This is a genomic window from Streptomyces sp. NPDC111507 (assembly GCF_055638955.1).
This window is the reverse complement of record NZ_JBVKBU010000003.1, coordinates 25,334-45,824: the sequence shown is the minus strand read 5'-3', so window position 1 is coordinate 45,824 and position 20,491 is coordinate 25,334. Positions and strand designations below refer to the sequence as shown.

At 67.5% G+C, this 20,491-nt stretch carries 19 protein-coding genes and 3 pseudogenes; 11 read left to right on the top strand and 11 right to left on the bottom strand.

The window, feature by feature from the left end:
- Nucleotides 1-73: 73 nt before the first annotated feature.
- Together ACZ7M2_RS12985 and ACZ7M2_RS12980 are read right to left on the bottom strand one after the other, a co-directional pair.
- The gene (locus ACZ7M2_RS12985) at nucleotides 74-730 is read right to left on the bottom strand and encodes a helix-turn-helix domain-containing protein (RefSeq protein ID WP_471595277.1); all 657 of its coding nucleotides are present in this window, start codon (nucleotides 728-730) and stop codon (nucleotides 74-76) included.
- 111 nt (nucleotides 731-841) lie between these two features.
- Nucleotides 842-1,603, bottom strand: a complete 762-nt coding sequence (locus ACZ7M2_RS12980) for a hypothetical protein (protein WP_471595276.1) — start codon at nucleotides 1,601-1,603, stop codon at nucleotides 842-844.
- A gap of 191 nt (nucleotides 1,604-1,794) precedes the next feature.
- Here ACZ7M2_RS12980 and ACZ7M2_RS12975 point away from each other — a divergent pair, with 191 nt between their 5' ends.
- From ACZ7M2_RS12975 to ACZ7M2_RS12960, 4 genes are all read left to right on the top strand, one after another.
- Nucleotides 1,795-2,604 carry an SDR family NAD(P)-dependent oxidoreductase gene (locus tag ACZ7M2_RS12975; protein WP_471595275.1) on the top strand — a complete coding sequence of 270 codons (810 nt, stop codon included), beginning with the start codon at nucleotides 1,795-1,797 and terminating at the stop codon, nucleotides 2,602-2,604.
- Nucleotides 2,605-2,723: 119 nt separating this feature from the next.
- Nucleotides 2,724-4,280, top strand: coding sequence for a Re/Si-specific NAD(P)(+) transhydrogenase subunit alpha (locus tag ACZ7M2_RS12970; RefSeq protein ID WP_471595274.1), 1,557 nt, complete (start codon nucleotides 2,724-2,726; stop codon nucleotides 4,278-4,280).
- 23 nt (nucleotides 4,281-4,303) lie between these two features.
- Nucleotides 4,304-5,731: a Re/Si-specific NAD(P)(+) transhydrogenase subunit beta gene (gene pntB, locus ACZ7M2_RS12965; RefSeq protein ID WP_471596000.1), complete on the top strand. Its 1,428-nt coding sequence runs from the start codon at nucleotides 4,304-4,306 to the stop codon at nucleotides 5,729-5,731.
- Between the two features lie 83 nt (nucleotides 5,732-5,814).
- Nucleotides 5,815-6,525, top strand: coding sequence for an enoyl-CoA hydratase/isomerase family protein (locus ACZ7M2_RS12960; protein WP_471595273.1), 711 nt, complete (start codon nucleotides 5,815-5,817; stop codon nucleotides 6,523-6,525).
- 106 nt (nucleotides 6,526-6,631) lie between these two features.
- Here the strand turns inward: ACZ7M2_RS12960 and ACZ7M2_RS12955 are convergent.
- Nucleotides 6,632-6,997: pseudogene (locus ACZ7M2_RS12955) on the bottom strand (MarR family winged helix-turn-helix transcriptional regulator).
- Between ACZ7M2_RS12955 and ACZ7M2_RS12950 the strand changes: the two are divergent.
- A pseudogene (locus ACZ7M2_RS12950) lies at nucleotides 6,969-7,221 on the top strand (VOC family protein); the annotation flags it as partial. The pseudogenes ACZ7M2_RS12955 and ACZ7M2_RS12950 sit on opposite strands and share 29 nt — an antisense overlap.
- Nucleotides 7,222-7,358: 137 nt before the next feature.
- Nucleotides 7,359-7,638, top strand: a pseudogene (locus ACZ7M2_RS12945) (ISL3 family transposase); the annotation flags it as partial.
- 128 nt (nucleotides 7,639-7,766) lie between these two features.
- Here the strand turns inward: ACZ7M2_RS12945 and ACZ7M2_RS12940 are convergent.
- The 3 genes from ACZ7M2_RS12940 to ACZ7M2_RS12930 all read right to left on the bottom strand — a co-directional run bounded on the left by ACZ7M2_RS12940 (nucleotide 7,767) and on the right by ACZ7M2_RS12930 (nucleotide 10,763).
- Nucleotides 7,767-9,143, bottom strand: a complete 1,377-nt coding sequence (locus tag ACZ7M2_RS12940; protein WP_471595272.1) for an NADP-dependent succinic semialdehyde dehydrogenase — start codon at nucleotides 9,141-9,143, stop codon at nucleotides 7,767-7,769.
- 427 nt (nucleotides 9,144-9,570) lie between these two features.
- A complete protein-coding gene (locus tag ACZ7M2_RS12935; protein WP_471595271.1) occupies nucleotides 9,571-10,254 on the bottom strand; it encodes a GntR family transcriptional regulator in 684 nt (227 codons plus the stop codon).
- A complete protein-coding gene (locus ACZ7M2_RS12930) occupies nucleotides 10,251-10,763 on the bottom strand; it encodes a VOC family protein (protein WP_471595270.1) in 513 nt (170 codons plus the stop codon). Before ACZ7M2_RS12930 ends, ACZ7M2_RS12935 begins: the two co-directional genes overlap by 4 nt.
- Before the next feature lie 132 nt (nucleotides 10,764-10,895).
- Here ACZ7M2_RS12930 and ACZ7M2_RS12925 point away from each other — a divergent pair, with 132 nt between their 5' ends.
- From ACZ7M2_RS12925 to lpdA, 3 genes are read left to right on the top strand one after another with little or no spacing between them, the layout of a single operon-like run.
- The gene (locus ACZ7M2_RS12925; protein WP_471595269.1) at nucleotides 10,896-13,085 is read left to right on the top strand and encodes an alpha-ketoacid dehydrogenase subunit alpha/beta; all 2,190 of its coding nucleotides are present in this window, start codon (nucleotides 10,896-10,898) and stop codon (nucleotides 13,083-13,085) included.
- Nucleotides 13,078-14,355, top strand: coding sequence for a dihydrolipoamide acetyltransferase family protein (locus tag ACZ7M2_RS12920; protein ID WP_471595268.1), 1,278 nt, complete (start codon nucleotides 13,078-13,080; stop codon nucleotides 14,353-14,355). The genes ACZ7M2_RS12925 and ACZ7M2_RS12920 overlap by 8 nt, the downstream gene beginning before the upstream one ends.
- A gap of 34 nt (nucleotides 14,356-14,389) precedes the next feature.
- Nucleotides 14,390-15,769, top strand: coding sequence for a dihydrolipoyl dehydrogenase (lpdA, locus tag ACZ7M2_RS12915; RefSeq protein ID WP_471595267.1), 1,380 nt, complete (start codon nucleotides 14,390-14,392; stop codon nucleotides 15,767-15,769).
- A 298-nt stretch (nucleotides 15,770-16,067) separates the two neighbouring features.
- Here lpdA and ACZ7M2_RS12910 read toward each other — a convergent pair whose 3' ends face one another.
- Nucleotides 16,068-16,430 carry a GTP cyclohydrolase I gene (locus ACZ7M2_RS12910; protein WP_471595999.1) on the bottom strand — a complete coding sequence of 121 codons (363 nt, stop codon included), beginning with the start codon at nucleotides 16,428-16,430 and terminating at the stop codon, nucleotides 16,068-16,070.
- A 34-nt stretch (nucleotides 16,431-16,464) separates the two neighbouring features.
- Between ACZ7M2_RS12910 and ACZ7M2_RS12905 the strand changes: the two genes are divergently transcribed.
- Nucleotides 16,465-16,947, top strand: coding sequence for a Dps family protein (locus ACZ7M2_RS12905; protein WP_471595266.1), 483 nt, complete (start codon nucleotides 16,465-16,467; stop codon nucleotides 16,945-16,947).
- Complete coding sequence (locus ACZ7M2_RS12900) at nucleotides 16,944-17,594, top strand: aldo/keto reductase (RefSeq protein ID WP_471595998.1); 651 nt, start codon at nucleotides 16,944-16,946, stop codon at nucleotides 17,592-17,594. Before ACZ7M2_RS12905 ends, ACZ7M2_RS12900 begins: the two co-directional genes overlap by 4 nt.
- 292 nt (nucleotides 17,595-17,886) lie before the next feature.
- Here the strand turns inward: ACZ7M2_RS12900 and ACZ7M2_RS12895 are convergent, their stop codons facing one another.
- The 4 genes from ACZ7M2_RS12895 to ACZ7M2_RS12880 are packed head-to-tail and all read right to left on the bottom strand — an operon-like array spanning nucleotide 17,887 to nucleotide 19,941.
- Complete coding sequence (locus ACZ7M2_RS12895) at nucleotides 17,887-18,159, bottom strand: hypothetical protein (protein WP_328510976.1); 273 nt, start codon at nucleotides 18,157-18,159, stop codon at nucleotides 17,887-17,889.
- A 50-nt stretch (nucleotides 18,160-18,209) separates the two neighbouring features.
- Nucleotides 18,210-18,650, bottom strand: coding sequence for a hypothetical protein (locus ACZ7M2_RS12890; RefSeq protein ID WP_471595265.1), 441 nt, complete (start codon nucleotides 18,648-18,650; stop codon nucleotides 18,210-18,212).
- Nucleotides 18,647-19,648 carry a metallophosphoesterase family protein gene (locus ACZ7M2_RS12885; protein WP_471595264.1) on the bottom strand — a complete coding sequence of 334 codons (1,002 nt, stop codon included), beginning with the start codon at nucleotides 19,646-19,648 and terminating at the stop codon, nucleotides 18,647-18,649. The genes ACZ7M2_RS12890 and ACZ7M2_RS12885 overlap by 4 nt, the downstream gene beginning before the upstream one ends.
- Entirely contained in the window at nucleotides 19,645-19,941 is a 297-nt protein-coding gene (locus ACZ7M2_RS12880) for a cupredoxin domain-containing protein (protein WP_060897465.1), read from the bottom strand. Before ACZ7M2_RS12880 ends, ACZ7M2_RS12885 begins: the two co-directional genes overlap by 4 nt.
- Nucleotides 19,942-20,491 lie beyond the last annotated feature (550 nt).

Here is a 20,491-nt window from a genome sequence, read left to right as displayed (position 1 = left end):
TGCCGCGTGTTCAGCGTGACTTAACACCTGGAGGGCGGGAGACGTCAACCACCGGTGGCTCGCGGCCCAGTGGTCACGGGTGACCCTCTCGCTGCGCGTCAATGGGGGCCCAGACGGTGGCCGGGCTCTCGGTTCCCGGCGCACCGCCGGCGGCGATCACATGCCACAGGCCGCTCGCCGGCTCGTCGCTCTCGTTCACGTACAAGTGGGGGACCGCGGAGTCGAAGCTGATGGACGAGCCGGGTTCGAGGATGTGGGTCTCGAACCCGAGGCGGACGGTCAGGCGCCCCGACATCAAAAAGCCGTACTCCCGCCCATGGTGACTCATGAGTCCTCCGTTCGTGGAGGAGCTGCTGCCGGGTGGGTAGGTCACGAGCAGTGCGTCGACGAGCGGGTCAGGGCTGGCCGTAAGCCGCTCCCAGGTGACGCCGCTGTCCATGACGAGGACCGCTCGTTTCTCGGGCGTCACAACGGGCGTCACAACAGGTGCCGCAGGGGCGGCCGGTGGGCCGGGACTGTGCTCCACCCCCGGTCCGGCGAGGAGTTGGTCGAACGAGACCGAGAGTTCCGACACGAGGGCGTAGAGGGTGGCCACCGAGGGTTCGCAGTGCCCGTTCTCGATCTGGGACAACATGCTCGGTGAGATGTCGACGCGGCGGCTCAGTTCACGAACGCTGAGCTTGGCCTCGGTGCGAGCGGTGCGCAAGCGAGCGCGTGCTTCGGGTTCCACGGGTCCGTTCCCTCCTCGATCCCCGCATGGGACATGCGGGCAGTCGTTGTAGGCGTCGGACGTTGCCCGAAGCTGCTGTGCAGTAATACTAAACGAGTGGGAGGGCTCGGCCTATGAGGCTCGCTTGACGAACGTCACCTCGACGTGGGTGCCGGTCCGCGCCGTGCTCGTGACCGCGACCGTGCGGTCCTGACAGACTCGAAGCGCGCAAGGGCGGAGGTCGACGTAGCCGAGATAGTGCCCGAGTGCGGGGCGGGCGAACTCGGATGAGATCAGAAGCCGGCCCTCATCGCCGACGACTGCCGGAAGGGCGAGGGAGGCACCCAGCAGGTCAGCGGCCTCTTCGACATCACCGTCGCAGATCAGCCGGCGAATGCGCGTCGATGAGATCGGCTCACCGGCCGGGCCCCGCCTGACGAGCGGGACGACCCGGGTGCTCAGCTCGGGATGCTGATCGAAAGTGGTTGTCGTCCCGGCGCCTCGGGCGCCGAATCGGAAACCCTCGCCGACACTGACGAACTTTGCACCGAGCCGGTCGACAAGGACGCCTTCGACGAAGTCCTCGGCGGAGAGGTGTGACCAGGCGTGGTCGAACGGGACGATCGCCACGCTCCGGATCCCCAAGGCGCCGAGCTTCTCGAGCTTGCGACGGCGATCGCTCAGCAGGCTCGGCACATGGCGTGGCTCGAGTACCCGCATCGGATGAGGGTCGAATGTGAGTACTGTGTCGCACCCGCGGAGGACCTGACGGTGGCCGAGGTGGACGCCGTCGAAGGTCCCGATCGCGACTTTGGCGCGCGAGCCCGCTCCAGCGGTGTGGCGACTGGCGGCGTCCCGTTTCCCACGGGGTATCCCGACGCTGAAGACCTCCATCACTCGCCTCTCTTCTGCCTCGGAACGGATGAGCGCGGACCAGTATCCGCCTCGCACCGTTAACCGTTCGGAAGGTGCGAGGCGGCCCGACAGTTCGCGTGTGAAACCTGCGTTAGCCGTGCTTGCAGCGCCTCGGCGATTCGATCCACTCTCTGGCAGAAGCAACAACGCTCTGACTGGAGGAACCGAACATGGCTGCAGGTTGGAACTTGGAGGGCCGCACGGCTTTCGTGACCGGTGGTAGTCGAGGCCTTGGCTTTGCCATCGCGCAGGCGCTGCTCGAGCGTGGCGCCAAGGTGGCGATCGCAGCCAGGGACGAAGCGGCCGTCAAGGCTGCGGCCGGCCGTCTCACCGTCGGAGCCGGCGCCGCGGACGTACTCCCGATCGTCGCGGATGTCACCGACGCGGATTCCGTCAACAGCGTGCTGGCAGAGGTGCACGCGTGGCAGGGCAGTCTTGACATCCTCGTGAACAACGCAGGGCCGCAGCTCGCGCCGTCCGCCCTGGACAGCGTCGACGAGGCGGTCATCGCATCCGCCTTCGACACGAAGCTGATCGGGTTCCTGCGTGTCTCGCAGGCCTCTCTCCCGTTCCTGAGCCGGAACGGCAGCGGCAACATCGTCAATGTCGTCGGCGCCACTGCCCACGTGGTGATTCCCAACACCGGTCCTACGGCCATCGTGAACGCGGGCGTGGTCGCGCTGACCAGCTACCTGGCGAGCGAGGCGGCTGCCAGCAACATCCGGGTCAACGCGATCTCCCCCGGAATGACGAAGACCGAGGGCTGGCTGACCAAGACCGAGGCCATGGGCAAGCAGCAGGGCAAGAGCGCCGAAGAGGTTCGGGCCGGCATGGCCAAGGGGCTCGGTATTCGCCTCGACCGCTGGGCCGAGCCCGCCGAAATCGGTGCCGCGGCGGCGTTCCTGGCGTCCGACGACGCCTCCTACGTGACTGGTCAGGTGCTGCGCGTCGACGGCGGGTTGTCGAAGCCCGTCGCCTGATCCCGGGCACCCAGGCAAGCGCCGTCCAAGGCCCGCACTTGCCTTGGACGGCGCTCCTGCTTTGCGTACCTGAGGATCCGCCGAGTGCTCTGCAACATCGACAGCCGGGAGTTGTGGGAATGTTGATCGGAATCGTGAGCGAAGCCCGCCGCGGTGAGACGCGCGTTGCCGCGACTCCTGCCACGGTGGTCCAGCTGGTGAAGCTGGGGTACGACGTCGTGGTGGAGCCGGGTGCCGGTGAGTTGTCGAGACTCCCGGACGAGGCGTACGCCGAGGCCGGTGCGAGGATGGGTGACCCGCTGGCAGCGGACGTCGTGCTCGGGGTGAACGCCCTCTCGCCGGAGCAGTTGGACGGGTTGAAGCCGGGTGCGACGGTCGTCGGCATCATGAACCCGGCGTTGAACCCCGCGTTGGTCGAAGACCTGGCGATGCGGCCGATCACGGCGTTGGCGATGGATGCGGTGCCGCGTATCTCGCGGGCGCAGTCATTGGACGTGTTGTCCTCGATGGCGAACATCGCGGGCTACCGGGCGGTGGTCGAGGCGGCTCATGTCTTCGGCCGGTTCTTCACCGGTCAGGTGACGGCGGCGGGCAAGGTGCCACCGGCCAAGGTCCTCGTCTGCGGTGCGGGCGTGGCCGGTCTGGCCGCGATCGGCGCGGCGGGAAGCCTGGGTGCCGTCGTGTACGCCACTGACCCGCGGCCGGAGGTCGCCGACCAGGTCAGGTCGCTGGGCGGCGAGTACCTCTCGGTCGAGCCTGAGGATGCCGGCGAACTGGAGGTGTCGGCGACGGGCTATGCCAAGGAGATGTCGCAGGACTACAACACCCGCGCGGCCCAGCTGTACACGGACCGGATCGCCGAGATGGACATCGTGATCACGACGGCGCAGATCCCGGGCCGGCCGGCGCCGACGCTGATCACCGCGGACATGGTGGCGTCGATGAGGTCCGGCAGCGTGATCGTGGACATGGCCGCCGCGAGCGGCGGCAACGTCGAGGGCATGGTCCGGGACGAGGCGGTGGTCACGGCCAACGGCGTGGCGATCATCGGCTACACCGATCTGCCCGGTCGGTTGCCCGCCCAGGCGTCCCAGCTGTACGGCACCAACCTGGTCAACCTGATCAAGCTGATGACCCCGGACAAGGACGGCCTGCTGGTACTGGACTTCGACGACGTGGTGCAGCGGTCGATGACCGTGGTCCGCGACGGCGAGTCGACCTGGCCGCCGCCGCCGGTCCAGGTGTCCGCCGCTCGAGCAGCCGCTTCCGTCTCCGCACCCTCCGGGGTGAAGCCGGTCGAGCCACGGGCGAGGACGGTGTCGCCCCAGCGGCGGTTCGCCGCGGTCGGGGCCGGCGCCACGGTGCTGTTCCTGATCGCGGCCCTGTCCCCGGCGATGCTGCTGGGACACTTGACGGTGTTCGCGCTGGCGATCGTGATCGGCTACTACGTGATCGGGCACGTGCACCACGCCCTGCACACGCCGCTGATGAGCGTGACCAACGCGATCTCGGGGATCATCGTGGTCGGCGCCGTGATGCAGATCGGGCACGGTGATTCCGCGAACGGCGATGTGGTCACGGTGCTGTCGACGATCGCGATCCTGCTGGCCTCGGTCAATGTCTTCGGTGGCTTCTCGGTGACCCGCCGGATGCTCTCCATGTTCTCGAGAAGCTGAAGGGCCCTGCCATGTCTGATCTGATGACTGTCGAGGCCGCCGCGGCGGGTGCCTACATCGTCGCGGCCCTGCTGTTCATCCTGGCGCTGGCCGGACTGTCCCATCACGAGACCGCCAAGGCCGGCAAGACGTTCGGCATCGCCGGCATGGCGGTGGCCTTGGCCGCGACGATCGCGCTGGCGGTCCACCGTGACATCTCCGGAGTCGGTCTGGCGTTGATGATCGGCGCCATGGCGATCGGTGCCGCGATAGGGCTGTGGCGGGCCCGGGTCGTGGAGATGACCGGGATGCCCGAGCTGATCGCCTTGCTGCACTCCTTCGTGGGACTGGCCGCGGTGCTGGTGGGCTGGAACGGCTACCTGCACGTCGAGGCCACCCTGGGCGGTCCGGTCAGTGTCGAGGCCAAGGTGCTGGAGGCTCAGGAACTGCTCGGGATCCATTCCGCCGAGGTGTTCATCGGTCTGTTCATCGGTGCGGTCACCTTCACCGGCTCGATCGTGGCGTTCCTCAAGCTCTCGGCACGTATCAAGTCGTCCCCGCTGATGCTGCCCGGCAAGAACTACCTCAACCTCGGTGCCCTGGCCGCGTTCGCGGTGCTGACCACGTGGTTCGTGATCGACCCGGCGCTGTGGCTGCTGATAGCGGTCACGATCGTCGCGCTGGCCCTGGGCTGGCACCTGGTCGCCTCGATCGGCGGCGGTGACATGCCGGTCGTGGTCTCGATGCTCAACTCCTACTCCGGCTGGGCAGCCGCGGCATCGGGATTCCTGCTGGAGAACGACCTGCTGATCATCACAGGCGCCCTGGTCGGCTCCTCGGGTGCCTACCTGTCCTCCGTCATGTGCAAGGCGATGAACCGGTCCTTCATATCCGTGATCGCCGGCGGATTCGGCATCGAGGCCGGCCCGGCCGACGACAAGGACTACGGCGAGCACCGCGAGATCACTGCCGAGGGGGTCGCTGAGCTCCTCGGGTCGGCCGACTCGGTGATCATCACCCCCGGCTACGGCATGGCCGTGGCCCAGGCCCAGTACGGCGTCGCCGAGCTGACCCGCAAACTCAGGGACCGGAACGTCGACGTGCGCTTCGGCATCCACCCGGTCGCGGGTCGGCTGCCGGGCCACATGAACGTCCTGCTCGCCGAGGCCAAGGTCCCCTACGACATCGTGCTGGAGATGGACGAGATCAACGGCGACTTCGACGACACCACCGTCGTCCTCGTCATAGGCGCCAACGACACCGTCAATCCCGCCGCCGCCGAGGACCCGGAGTCGCCCATCGCCGGTATGCCCGTCCTGCAGGTCTGGAACGCCGAGAACGTGATCGTCTTCAAACGCTCCATGGCCTCCGGCTACGCCGGCGTCCAGAACCCGCTCTTCTACCGCGAGAACTCCGCCATGCTCTTCGGCGACGCCAAGGACCGCGTCGAAGACATCCTCCGAGTCCTCTGACACCTGGGCGCGGACGCGACTGTGACGCGCCGCTATCGACAAATGGACCGCAACGCAATGAGAGGACTCGGATGATGAATGGCGTGGACAGCGTCTGGAGCGGCGCCGTAGAGCAAGAAATAGCCGGTGCCATCAGCATATTGACCATTCGAAATGGCGAGCGGAACCTGCTCAACCCAGGCATCCTCACCGACATCCGCACCCGGCTGCGGGAGTGTGACGACAACCCGGACATCCGCGCCGTCCTGCTCACCGGCGCAGGTGAGACCTTCTGCGGCGGTCTCGACATCGCTGCCATCAAAGCCGGTGCGGACCCAGTCCTGTTCGGCAGGGCATTGATGGAGACCCTCCGGATCTTTCCTCGTCTGGGTTTGTCCGTCGCGGCTGCCGTCAACGGCGACGCGCTTGCTGGGGGCGCCTCGTTCGTCGCGGCCTGCGACTTCGCCGTCGCGGTGGACAGCGCGCGAATCGGCACGATGGAGGTCAGCGCCGGGATGTGGCCGATGATCGCGCAAGTGCCCATCATTCATAGGATCGGGCCGCGCCTGGCGATGGAAAACATAGGTTCCGGCGAGCCGTTCACCGCCGAGAGGGCCCGCGAGGTCGGTCTCGTGCAAGCCGTGGTCGAGGCAGGCCGAGCCGGTGTGGTCGCCCGGGAGTGGCTCGACAAGGCATTGAGGGCGGCCGGCGCAGGTGCCCCTGGCCGTCGTTCCGTCTACGAGTTCGCATCGATGTCGTACGACGACGCCTTCGACGCGTCGCTGCCACGTTTCGCCGAGCTCTTCGGACGCTGAACTCTGCTCACGCCGGCCGGAACGCTTACCGCGACCTCGTCCGCAAGGGCGAGGTCGCGTGGATTGAGGGCCCATCGTTGCCATCGCGCAGGGAACGAATCATCCTCTACAGGATTCTGAACGCGGCTGACTGCTCGGTCCCGGTCATGCCAGCAGGCATTCTGACCTCGACGGACCGGACCGCTACGGTCGCCTTTTCCAGGCTCCGTCGGCCGCGCGGCGTGAGCCGCGCGGAAAGAACCTTCCCGACGAGGCCTGGTCACGTAGCCCTGCTGCTCCAGTGCCTGGAGCAGCACGTTCATCGACTGCCGTGTCACGAATGCGCCACGCGCGAGTTCGGAGGTCGCAGCACCTCCTCCATGACTGCGCGCACGGCGCTCGAAGCCTCTTTCAGCAGGTAGCCCAGTGATTTGTCCAGGTAGACGCCGACGCCGTTTTGAGCGCACGCCCTCGTCTTGGAGACGAAGCCGATCGCGTTCGCACTGCGCGACGTTGTTCCCGGCACCGATCTCGCATCTGTTGCTCAGCCCGGCATCGGTGCCGCGATCTGGCTCCACGTCACCGACGTCCGGGCCATCCACGATGCTCTCGTCGCCGACGGTCACACCATCGTCTCCGCACCGATTGGCGGCCCCTTCGGCCGGACATTCCGCCGACCCCGACGGCTACCAAGTCACTCTCCACGACCGTGCCTGACAAGCCAATCGCCACCGACGATCACCGTTCCCCCGAAGACCGCCGGTTGCGGCCCGAGGCAACTGGTGCCGTTCCTGCGGTTGTCGACGACCGAGAGGAACTACGGCCCAGACTCCAGGGTTCCGTGACGGGACCAAAATCGTGGCCATGGACGGCTTCACGGGCTTCAAGAAGGCGTCGGCCTGCTCATGGGCCGCCAACACGCCCGACTCGCCGACGTATTCACTGCTGATGAGCACGCTACGGTCGAGGCGACCTGGGGCACCTACCAGCGAATCGTGACTACCCGAGCTAAGCCGACTCGACGGAACGCTGAAACAACGCGCCGCTCACATGCTGGCCCACTTCGACCGACCCGGCACGTCCAACGGCCCGACCGAGGCCATTGACGGCCGACCCGGACACCTCCGCGGCACCGAGGGGCGTGAGTCACGCGTCCCTGCCACCCCGCTGAGCCGACGGCCGATGACGTCGTGACCGGGCAAGGAGCCTGCGGGCAATGCCTGGGCCCCTAGCGCCCGGTTCGAGGAAACCGAGGGTTCCCGTCAACTCTTCCAGACCGTCTTGAGGTTGCAGAACTCTCGGATGCCTTCCGCTGCGAGTTCGCGGCCGATACCGGAGTCCTTGATGCCGCCGAAGGGCAGCTGGGGGTAGGAGACGGTCATACCGTTGACGAACACGGCACCGGCCGCGAGTCGGCTGACCAGGAAGCGCTCCTCGTCCGGGTCGGTGGTCCACACCGACGAGCTCAGGCCGAAGGACGAGTCGTTGGCGAGCTGCACGGCCTGCTCGATGTCGTCGACCCGGTGGACCACTGCCAGCGGGCCGAAGGCCTCCTCCCGGTACACGCGCATCTCGCGGGTGACCTCCTCCAGCACAGCCGGCTCGAAGAACCACCCCTCAGTCCCGACCGCCGACCCACCGCACCGCAGGACGGCGCCCTTCGCGACGGCGTCGTCGACTAGGCCGACGAGCTCGCGCCGGCCGGACTCCGTCGCGATCGGCCCGATCTCGGTGTCCTCGTCGAGCGGGTCGCCGACGGTCAGTGCCTTCGTGCCCGCGACGAAGGCCTCGACGAACTCCTCGTACACCTCCGTGTGGACGAGGAACCGCTTGGCCGCGATGCAGGACTGACCGTTGTTGATCGTACGAGCGGTCACGGCGGTGTGGGCGGCCGCGCCGACATCGGCGGAGGGCAGCACGATGAACGGGTCGGACCCACCGAGCTCCAGCACGACCTTCTTCACCTCGGAGCCGGCGACGGCGGCGACCGACCGGCCGGCCGGCTCCGAACCGGTCAGCGTCGCGGCGGCGACGCGTCGGTCGCGGAGGACTGCTTCGACGTCGGCTGCTCCGATGAGGAGCGTCTGGAACGACCCGGAGGGGAAGCCCGCTCGCTCGAAGAGCGTGTCGAGATACATCGCGGACTGCGGCACGTTCGAGGCATGCTTGAGCAGGCCGACGTTGCCGGCCATCAGCGCAGGCGCGGCGAACCGGATCACCTGCCACATGGGATAGTTCCACGGCATCACGGCGAGGACGACGCCGAGGGGCTCGTAGGACGTGTAGGCAGCCGAGGCTGTGACCGTGCTCGGGTCAGCGAGTGGCTGGTCGGCCAACAGGCTTTCGGCGTTGTCGGCGTAGAACCGCATCGCTTGCGCGCACTTGAGGACCTCTCCGCGGGCCTGCGTGATCGGCTTGCCCATCTCGATCGTGAGCCTTCGCGCCGTGTCGGCTGCCTCGGCCTCGACCAGGGCTGCGGCTGCTCGCATCCACCGGGCGCGAGTGTCGAAGTCGGTGGCCTGCAGCAGCGCGACCGCAGCCTCTGCTCGCGCCAGCCGCTGATCGACCTCTTCCTTCGTGAGTGAAGCGAACTCTTCGATGAGCTCACCGGTAGCGGGGTTGACGGTAGCGATGGGCACGGAGCTCTCCTCGTGGTGTGGGGTGGCTTTCCATGAGCATTGATTGGATCCATCGTAAGGTCCATGGAAATGGCGTGCTAGGGAAAATGCGAGGCGGATCGCCTCCTCCTGCCTCTAGTTGGATACATGTATGGTGTGCGTGTCCAGCTGAGAACAGTTCGCGATGCGCTGAAGGAGCAGGCTGCGTGACTCGGATGCGCAGGGGAGGGACGGCCATGGGAGGGGGCCGGCTGCTCGGCTGTGAGGCGTCGTCGGCTCCGCGATTCGTAGTTCTCGGGGACGACGGCCGAAGGGGACGCTCGTTCGCGCGCCGCGCACCACGGGGCGCTCCGCGTGCGCCTGGTCCGGCATGCTCGAGCGGGGGTTCAGGAAGGAGATTGAGACGGCCGGTCCTGGCGCGGACGCCGTTGCAGGAGTCCGCCCCGCGTCACCGCTTTGCGGCGAAGAGTTCGGAGTGGGCCGTGAGTTCGACCCTCGTGCGGCGGATGTGCCCCGTGAGGTATCGCTCACCGTCCTCAGGATCACGGCGCCGCACGGCATCGAGGATCAGGCGGTGTTCGGCGTTGACGATCGTGGCCCGGTCAGGGTCCGTGAGCACCATGAACGCACGGCGATAGTGCTGGGTGGAGTTCCAGAGCCGCTCTGTCATGGCCAGCAGGTGGTCGCTGGGGCAACCCGCGTAGGTCACCATGTGGAAGTCGCGATCCAGAAGCAGGAACCGATTGACGTCGCTCTGGTTCTCGATCTCGTCCTGGATATGTTCCAGGCGGGCGAGGTGGTGATCGGTGAGATGGGGAAGACTCTCGGCCAGGGTCAGCGGTTCGAGTCGCTCGCGCATCCGGTAGTACGTGTTCACGTCCTCGAGGCTGAGCACGGGAACCCGCGACCCTCGATTGGGGAACGACTCGGCGAGACCCTCGGACTCCAGGATCCGCAGCGCTTCGCGGACCGGGATCCGGCTCGTGCCGAGGCGCTCCGCGAGTTCATCCTGGCGCAGCCAAGTGCCGGGAGTCAGCTCGCCGGCGAGGATCTCCTGGCGGAGGGTGCCGGCGATGCGCTGACTGCTGACACTGTCCGACCCGCGGGGATCGCGAGCCTGCTCAGGACTCAAGAGCGGTCACCTCTGAACTTTGACGGGTCGTGGTCGAAGGCCTTGCCGCCAGGATAAGACACCAGCTCGAACTGCATCCCCCACGGCGAGAGGAAGTAGACCCACCGCTGCCCCGCCGACGGCCCGGAGCTGACGGTCGGGTCGCCCAGCACGGGAACGTTCCTCGCCCTCAGGAACGACACGGCTTCGTCCAGGTCTTCGACGTACAGCGCGACATGGTGACCGCCGACATCACTGTTGCGCGGGACGGCCTTCTGCTGCACCTCCGCTCGGTATTCGAAGACCTCGAACACGGCCTGCTCGCCGCACCGGTAGAAGCGCAGTTGACGCATGACTGCGCGCGCGTCCACGTTCAGGTGCTCCGGCATCCAGTCGTCTGCCGAGCTGAACGGGCCGAGCGAGTACAGGTACTCACAACCCAGGACGTCCACGAGCCACGTGTGCGCCTGGTCGAGGTCCGGCACCGTGAATCCGATGTGATCCAGGCGCATGAGGCCGGGTAGAGGCATGGTCTTCCTCCTTTGGATACAAACAAACCCCATGGTGGCGTCTGTCGCACCAAAAGTCGAGCATGGTCTTGTGATTGGATCCAACTGTGTGACAGGGTCGAGGGCATTCCAGTCGATTGAAGGGGGCTCCCGATGCCTGCGGAACACACACTCGAAGCGAAGGCCGCGTGGTCGGAGTTCGTCGTCACCCAGGACGACTGGGACGCCGCGGCTCCCGACCTGCTGACGGGCATGTTCAGTCAGCTGGTGCTGATCCGGACCTTCGAGGAGTACGTCCTGGAGCTTGCCGCGGACGGGCTCATCCACGGCCCCGCGCACTCCAGCATCGGCCAGGAGGGCGGCGCGGTCGGTGCGTGCTTCGCCCTGACCTCGCAGGACACCGTGAACGGGTCACATCGTGGCCATCACCAGTTCCTCGCCAAGGTGCTCGCCCATCTGTACCCGAAAGGCCTGGATCCCACGAAGCCGTTCCCTGAGGACGTGCGGGCCGTGCTCCTGCGTAGCCTGCGCGAAATCTGCGGACTGGACCAGGGCTTCAGCCACGGTCGAGGCGGCAGCATGCACCTGAAGTGGCACGAGGCCGGCGCCATCGGGACGAACGCGATCGTCGGTGGCGGGGTACCGCTCGCGGCCGGATCCGCGTGGGCCCACAAGAAGGACGGCACTGATGCGGTGACCTTCACGTTCTTCGGCGACGGCGCGATCAACATCGGATCCACGCTGGAGACCTTCAACCTCGCGGCGGCGTGGTCACTGCCCTTGTGCTTCTTCGTCGAGAACAACCTCTACGCCGTCTCCACCCACGTCTCCGAAGTCACTGCCGAGCCACGGCTGTCCGGCCGCGGCCCCGGCTTCGGCATCCGGAGCTGGAAGGTCGACGGCATGGATCCGCTGGCCGTGTACCTCGTGACGCAGCAGGCCCTCGCCCATATGCGCGACGGCGACGGTCCGACGATGATCGAAGCCGATGTGTACCGCTACTTCCACCAGAACGGCCCCTTTCCCGGCTCGGCGTTCCGGTATCGCACCAAGGAAGAGGAAGCGCAGTGGCGCGCCCGCGACCCGATCGACACCATGGTGGAACACCTGGTGCGACGCAGAATCCTCAGCAAGAGGGCGGTTGCGGAAACGATCAAGCGTGCCAAGGCTCTGATGTCCGAACTCGGCGACGTCCTGCTGGAACCTCGGCAGGGCGGCAAGCCAGGTGAGCGACGCATCCGGCCCTCGGAGTGGCCGGACCCGGCATTCGTCGACGAAGGTGTCCGGGGCGACCTGTCGGAGCTGGCCCAGATCGAGTTCACCGACGCCGAGGACTTCGCTGACGGCATGACCGACGTCAAGTTCATCGGCGCCGTCGCCGGCGTGATGGGACGCCGTCTGGAGACCGATCCTCGTGTCGTGGTGATGGGGGAGGACGTGCACCGGCTCAACGGCGGCACCAATGGCGCCACCCGCGGCCTGAGCGAACAGTTCCCCGACCGCGTGATCGGAACCCCGATCTCGGAGAACGCGTTCGCCGGCCTCGGCGGCGGACTGGCCCTGGACGGCCGGTTCCACCCGATCGTCGAGTTCATGTACGCCGACTTCATGTGGGTGGCGGCAGACCAACTCTTCAACCAGATCGGGAAAGCCCGCCACATGTTCGGAGGTGAGGGCAAGGTGCCGTTCGTGCTGCGCAGCAAGGTCGCCACCGGTACCGGCTACGGATCCCAGCACTCGATGGACCCGGCCGGCATCTTCGCGACGGCACCGGGCTGGCGAATAGTCGCTCCGTCGACCCCGTTCGACTACGTCGGCCTGATGAACACCGCCCTGGCCTGCGATGACCCGGTCGTGGTCCTCGAGCACGTGGATCTGTACAACTCCACCGGCCCCGGACTGCCGGAGAACTACGACCACTACCTCCCGGTCGGCAAGGCCGCCGTACGCCGTACGGGCGCGGCCCTGACCATCCTCACGTATCTGTCGACGACACAGGCCGTTCTGGCCGCCGTCGAAGAGACAGGAGTGGACGCCGAAGTCATCGACCTGCGCTGGCTGGACCGGGCCAGCCTGGACTGGGACACCATCACCCAATCGGTGATGAAGACCAACAACGTGCTCATCGCCGAGCAGGGCGCCCTCGGCACCTCCTACGGTGGCTGGCTCGCGGACGAGATCCAGCGCCGGCTGTTCGACTGGCTCGACGCCCCGATCGAGCGCGTGACGGGCGGCGAGGCGTCGCCGAGCATCAGCAAGGTACTGGAGCGTGCCGCGTTCGCTTCCACGGAGGAAATCGTCGCCAAGCTCCTCGAGATCTCGCAGGGGCAGAACAATGGCTGAGATTCTGCGCATGCCCGAGGTCGCCGCCAACACCACAGAGGCGATCCTGGAATCCTGGAACGTCGGCCTGAACACTCCGTATGCGGCCGGCGACACGATCGTCACCGTGGAGACCGAGAAAGCCGCGGTCGACGTGGAAGCCGAGAGCGACGGCGTACTGCTGCGCCTCCTGGTGGAAGCGGGCACGACCGTGGCGGTGGGTACACCGATCGCGGTCTGGGGCGCACCGGAAGAGCCGGCGTCCGAGGTCGACGCCCTGGTGGCTTCGCTGGGTACCGAAGTGACGGCGTTGGCGGCTTCCACGCCCTCGGCGCCGGCGCCGGAAGAGTCGGTGGCGCCGGCAGGCACGGTCGCTCCGGCGCCCGCCGAGGCGGCGCGAGACAGCGAGCGCATCTTCGCCAGCCCGCTGGCGCGACGTGTCGCGAGCGAGCTCGGAGTCGATCTGAACGGTGTGGTGGGGAGCGGCCCGCGCGGACGAATCCGGCGGTCCGACGTCGAGGCACTGGTCGTCAGACGGGCGGAGTCGGAGGCGGCGTTGCCCCTGAGCGCCGGCGCGGACATCCCGCGTACCGGGACGTCGGCGGTCGATTCACGCTTTGTGGATGTGCCCAACACCCGGATGCGGGGGGCCATCGCCCGCCGGCTGACGGAGAGCAAGCAGAACACGCCGCACTTCTATCTGCGCGGCGGTGCACGTGTCGACGCGTTGCTTGAGCTGCGGAAGCAGATCAACGCCGGCGGGGGCGTGAAGGTGTCGATCAACGACTTGCTCATCAAGGCGGTCGCCTCGGCGCACGTGAGCGTTCCCGCGATGAACGTGCAGTGGAACGACACTTCGATCCGACACTTCTCGGATGTCGACATCGCCGTGGCCGTCGCCACCGACGGCGGTCTGCTCACTCCGGTGATCCGCGGCGTGGACTCCCTGTCGATGAGCGGCGTCGCCACGGCGACGAAGGACCTGATCGCCCGCGCGAAGGAGCGCCGGCTGCGGCAGGACGAACTGGAAGGCGGCACGATCTCGATCACCAACCTCGGCATGTACGGAACCGAGGACTTCGCCGCGATCATCAACCCGCCACAGGCCGCGATCCTGGCCGTCGGCGCGGTGCGGCAGGAGGCAGTCGTCGAGGAGGACGCGGTCGTCGTCGCCTCCGTTCTGCGTCTCACCCTCGCCGTCGACCATCGGTCGGTGGACGGCGCCACCGCGGCCGAGTGGATGAAGGCGCTCATGGACGTGCTCGAACACCCGCTCCGGATCCTGCTGTGAGTACCGGCGAACGCGAGGACAAGGAGAACGCACCATGACCGATACCACTTTCGACCTCGTGATCCTCGGCGGCGGATCAGGCGGTTATGCGGCCGCGCTGCGCGGTGCGCAACTGGGGTTCAGCGTTGCCCTCGTCGAAGAGGACAAGCTCGGCGGAACGTGTCTGCACAACGGCTGCATCCCCACCAAGGCTCTGCTGCACGCCGCCGAGGTCGCCGACGTATCGAGACAGGCCGCGTCGATCGGCGTCCGCGCCTCCTTCGAGGGCATCGACCTGCCCAGCTTGTACGCCTATCGCGACGATGTCGTCGACCGTCTGTACAAGGGGCTGCAAGGACTCGTCGTCAGCCGTGACGTGACATTGATCCAGGGACGCGGACGCCTTGTGTCACCGACGGCAGTGCAGGTCGGTGAGGTGACCTATTCCGCGGCGCGAGCCGTGGTCCTGGCCACCGGGTCCGTTGCCCGCAGCCTGCCCGGACTCGAGTTCGGCGGACGAATCCTCTCGTCGACGCAGGCGCTCTCCCTGCCGGAGCTTCCGCGCAGTGCGATCATCCTGGGCGGCGGCGTCATCGGTGTCGAGTTCGCAAGCCTGTGGCGGTCCTTCGGAGTCGACGTCACCATCGTCGAGGCACTGCCGAGCCTGGTCCCGAACGAAGACCGGTCCTGTGGCAAGACCCTGGAACGTGCCTTTCGGCGGCGCGGAGTCACCGTGCGTACCGGAGTTCGGGTCGACAGCGTCGAGCAGAACGCGAGCCGGGTGTCGGTCAGTATCGAGGCGGGTGACCGGCTTGAGGCCGAGATCCTGCTTGTCGCGGTTGGGCGCGGACCCCGCACGACCGGCATGGGCTTCGAGGAGGTCGGTGTGACGTTGGATCGTGGATTCGTCCAGGTCGACGACTGCCTCCGCACCCAGGTACCCGGAGTCTTCGCCGTCGGGGACATCGTCGATGGGCTCCAGCTCGCGCATCGTGGTTTCCAGCACGGCATTTTCGTCGCGGAGGAGGTCGCAGGTCTTGCCCCGGCACCGGTCGCCGACAGCTACATCCCCCGCGTCATCTACTGCGACCCGGAGGTCGCGTCTGTCGGCCTCACGGAAGCGCAGGCCAAGGAGAAGTTCGGTGCCGACGGGGTGGAGAGCGTCGAGTACAACCTGGCCGGCAACGGCAAGAGCCAGATCATCGGTACGTCCGGCTTCGTGAAATTGGTTCGTGACAAGGACGGTCCGGTAGTGGGGGCCCACATGGTCGGTGCGAGGGTGGGCGAACTCATCGCGGAGGCTCAGCTCGTGGTCGCCTGGGAGGCTCGTCCAGGTGATGTCGCCCCCCTCGTGCACGCGCATCCGAGCCAGAACGAGGCATTGGGGGAGGCGTTCCTCGCTCTCGCGGGCAAGTCGTTGCACACGCACGGATGAAGCCCGGGATCCGGTAGCGATCAGGCGGATGCCGTGGTGTCCGGGACGTCGGCGGGGGTGGGGACGGCGCGAGCGCGCGGGACGCCGCCACCGGCCGGCGGTGTCGCGGGCGGCGTCCGCGCCGACCTCGACCGAGCAAGGGTTTTGCCGGCGCCACGTCGAGCGTCTCCCGCCGGAGAACGACCGCCCCATCCACGGATGTCCGCGCCGCGCCGGCGGTTGGGCTGTCCGGTGACCGCGGCGCCGACGGGCTGGGGGAGAGAAGCGGTGTGGCGTGCCGGCATGTGGTGCCGGCGGGTCAGGATGTGGTGGAGGTGAGGGCGAGGAATTCGCCGCGGGAGCGGGCGTCGGAGCGGAGCACGCCGAGCAGGGCCGAGGTCATGGTGGTGGAGCCGGTTGCCTGGACGCCGCGCAGGGTCATGCAGGAGTGCTCGGCTTCCATGACCACGCCGACGCCCTTGGGTTCGAGGTGGGACTGGAGCCAGTCGGCGACCTGTTTGGTGAGGCGTTCCTGGACCTGGGCGAGGCAGGCGAAGTACTCGACGATGCGGTCGAAGGCAGGGCTGCCTGGCACACGGCTATCGCAGCACCTTGAGCCGGCCTTACAGGTTCGTAGCCTTCCGGCACGGGATCTCACCCCGAAGTACACGGTGCCCGGCATCGAGCGCGAGGCGCCGGGCAGCAGATGCACGGCCATGGGGAACCAGTCCCGCATGATCGAGGAGAAGGTCTCGCTGATCGGTGTGCTCCGGCTTCGCCTGCACGCGCTCAACGATCTGCACCTGACGCTCAAGCACCTGCACTGGAACGTGGTGGGGCCGCACTTCATCGCCGTCCACGAGATGATCGACCCGCAGGTGGAGCGGGTCCGGGACATGGCCGACGACGTCGCGGAGCGCATCGCCGCGCTCGGCGGTGTCGCGCTGGGAACACCGGGAGCCCTGGTCACCGACCGTACCTGGGATGACTACTCCATCGGCCGCGCCGATGCGATCGCCCACCTCAGCGCGCTCGATCTCGTTTACACCGGAGTGATCGAGGCCGTCCGCGCCGCGATCAAGGAAGCGGAGGACATCGACACCGCCACCGAGGACCTGCTCATCGAGCAACTGCGCGACCTGGCGGTGTTCTCGAAGTTCTCAAGCCACCCCTCCTCCAGGAGCTCGCTGCCCGGATAGTCGAGGGTGCGCACGCCTCCCTGACCCGGCTGGGCACCGACTACATCGACCTCTACCAGATCCACCGCTTCGACGACGACGTACCGGTCGAGGAGACGATGGAAGCACTGCACGACATCGTCAAGGCCGGAAAGGTCCGCTACCTCGGCGCATCGTCGATGTACGCCTGGCAGTTCGCCAAGCTCCAGCACGCCGCCGCCCTCGGCGGTTGGACCCGCTTCGTGTCCATGCAGAACCAGTACAACCTCCTGCGCCGCCAGGACGAGCCGGAACTCATGGCCATGTGCGGCGACATGGGCGTGGGGCTGGTGCCCTACTCCCCGAACGGCAAGGGCCGCCTCGCGCGCCCCGTCGGTGAGCAGAGCACCCGCTCCTCCACCGACCACGTCGTGCAGGCCTTCGACAGTGAGTACGACGAGCCGGTCATCCACGCCGTGCGGCAGCTCGCCGAAGCCTGCGGCGTCCCCATGGCCCAGATCGCTCTCGCCTGGGTGCTGCGCAACCCGCTGGTCTCGGCGCCCATCGTCGGAGCCACCAAGCCGCACCACCTCCAGCAGGCCGTGGACGCGCTCGCTTTTCAGCTCTCGGACGAGGAAGCGGCAGCGCTGCAGACGCCGTACACCAACGTCGGGCCTTCCTGGTTCTGACCACGGGACCAAGGGACCACGGGACTACGGGACCGCGGGACTGCGGGACCCCGGCCGAACTCCTCAGCCCGTCGCTCGGACCGACCCTCACTCGCAACAGAAAGGCTGGGAAAGCCATGCAGTACCGCAGCCTCGGCAACTCCGGTCTCGCCGTGTCCGAGCCGGCGGTCGACACGAATGTACTTCGGCGGCGAGAACACCGAGGAGGAGGCGTTCACGCTGCTCGACACCTTCACCGAGGCCGGCGGCGCCCTGGTCGGGCGGACGGGCTTCCGCAGATCGGTTGTTCGGGTCAGCTCGGTCGGTGGGGGAGCAGGGTGGCCCTCAGGTCGTTCTCGGTGATCTGGTCGGCGGGGCGGTGGAGTGTCCAGCGGTGGGCCTCGCCGTCCATCGGCACCACGGCGACGACGGTCTCCCGCGGTGGGCGGCCGGGTTCGCTGCGGGTGAGTTCGCGGATGATGACGGCGGTGTCGTTGTCCAGGCCGAGCAGGGCGCGCACGGCGTCCTTCAGTTCGCGCAGGTGCGGGCTCGGCCCGGCGGTTCCTGGGCGCGGTTCCAGGTACATGGGGATACTCCTTGGTTCTGGGCCATCCCGAGCGGCTTGGCCGTGGTGGTTCAGTTGGTGGCCCGCTCTCGGACGGATGTCCTGACGGGTGTGCGGGCAGCGCGGTGTTGTCTCGTCACGGTCACCTGCCAGACCGCGAGGAGCAGCAGTGTGCCGATTTCGGTGAGGAGGCTGAGGAGGGCCTGTGGGGCGGGCTGCAGGCCGTGTTCGGTGAATCCGAAGACGCCGACCGTGCGTGAGGCGGTGAAACCGGCGAGGGCGCCGAGCGTGACGCCGGCCGCGGCGGCCCTCAGGAGCAGGGGTGGTGTGCCCATCAGCAGCAGGACGGCGAGGGCGAAGGAGGCGCTCGCCTGGAGCAGGAACAGGGGGCCGATGATGTGGATGAAGCGGTACTCGTCGAGGTAGAGCTGGGCGTGTATGTATCCGCCGGCGGCGAGGGTGACGGCGCTCGCCGATCGCAGGGTGGGGGCGAGGAGTCTTTGGGCGTTCATGCCAGTCTCTGATCCTTGATGGCCAGCTCGCGGTCGCCCTGGCGGTAGCCGACGGTGCGGATGCCGAGTGCGTCCTTGAGCTGCCGGGCGGGGACGACCTGCGGAGTGGGGGCGGGGGCACGGCCCGGTTTGGGCAGGGGGTAGGCGGTGGTGGTGGCGGAGTGGAAGGTGATGTTGCCGTCTGTCTTGGTGAACAGCTGGTGGACGTGCCCGTTGAGACAGGTGACGGAGGAGAAGCGGCGCAGCAGGGCGATGACCTTGAGGGCGTCATCGGTGCTCCAGCCCCACTTCGGGTACATGGCGAACAGCGGGATGTGGCTGAAGACCACGATGGGGGTGTCCGACGACAGTCCGGCGATGTCCTTGCGGACGAAGTCGATCTGGTCGTTGCCGAGATGGCCGAGCTTCTCCAGGCTCAGGGTGTTGACCAGGGCGATGAAGTGCACGCCGTGGGTGTCGAAGCTGTACCAGCCATCGCCGAGCGTGCCCATGCCGAAGGTCTTCCGGTAGGCGCGGCCCGCGTCGCCGATGGAGTCGTGCTCGCCCGGTACGGTGAAGACACGGTCTGTCTGCATACCGGTCAGCATCTGCTTGACCTGGTCGAACTGGCCGGCCGTGGACAGGTGGGTCAGGTCGCCGCTGTGCATGACGAAGTCAGGCCTGAATCCGAGCGAGTTGACCTGATTGATCGCTTCGGTGAATGAGCCGACCACGTCCGTGTTCGCCGGGCCATGGAACCCGATATGGCTGTCGGAGACCTGCACGAACCGCAGCGAGCTGTTCGCCGCCGCGGTGGCGCCGGCGGCGGTCATGGAGTCGGGTTCCCGGGAGTCGGCGATGTGGCTGATCACCTCTCCACTGGCCACGGTCAGCACCACGGCGCCGCCGAACCACCCCGCGTGGCGGATGAGTTGGCGTCGGGACATGCCGTGCTCCGTGGCGGGCTGCTCGGCATCGTCGGCCGATGCGCTGTTGGGACGGTCGTAGTAGCCGGTCATCGGGTCACCTCCACGGTGGCGGTCATGAACGGATGGATGGTGCAGAGGTAGGAGTAGGTGCCGGGCTTGGTGAACGTGTAGCTGTAGGTCGCGTGGGTGTTCAGGGCTGCCGAACGCAGCGGGCCGCCCGATCCCGCGCTGGTGACCGTGTGGGCATCGGTGTCCTGATTGGTCCAGGTCACCGTCGTGCCCACCTTGACCTTGAGCGTGGCCGGGGAGAACGCGAAGTTCTTGATCGCCACGGCGTCACCGGCCACCGGCGCGGCAGCCGCACCCGTGCTCGGGGGACTCATGGGCATGCTCATGCTGGGCATCGGCGAGGTGCCGGGAGCGGAGCCCGCCGTGTTCCCCGGTCCGGTGGCACCGGGCATCCCTGCTATCTGGTGCTGACCTGGACCGGGCTTGATGGCGCCGGCTCCGGTGGACGAGGGATGCGACGACTGGCCGCATGCGCTGAGGAGCCCCAACGCGACGGCGGTGGCGACGGCCGACCCGGCCGCGACGCGTGATCGACGGCCTGGTGTACGAAGGTTCAGGTGCATGGTGTTCGTTCCTCACTGGTCAAGGCAGGGATGGGGCATGTGCCGACTGAGCCCACGCAACGCCGTGATGTGTGGTGGATGCCGTGTCGCGGCCGCGTGCCCCTGACGGAACCCGTGAGCGCTGGTGCTGCCCCTGTGGCGCCCGGCCGCCTCGGCATGCCCCGCGCTGTGCATCCGCATTTGCGTGCCGTGAAGTCGCAGGGGGCGGGCGGCAGTTCCGCATCCGGGGCCGCGAGCGGCGCGTCGTACGCGTCGAACACTCCGTAGGACCGTTGTCGTGGTGTGCGCGGGGCGAGTGCGG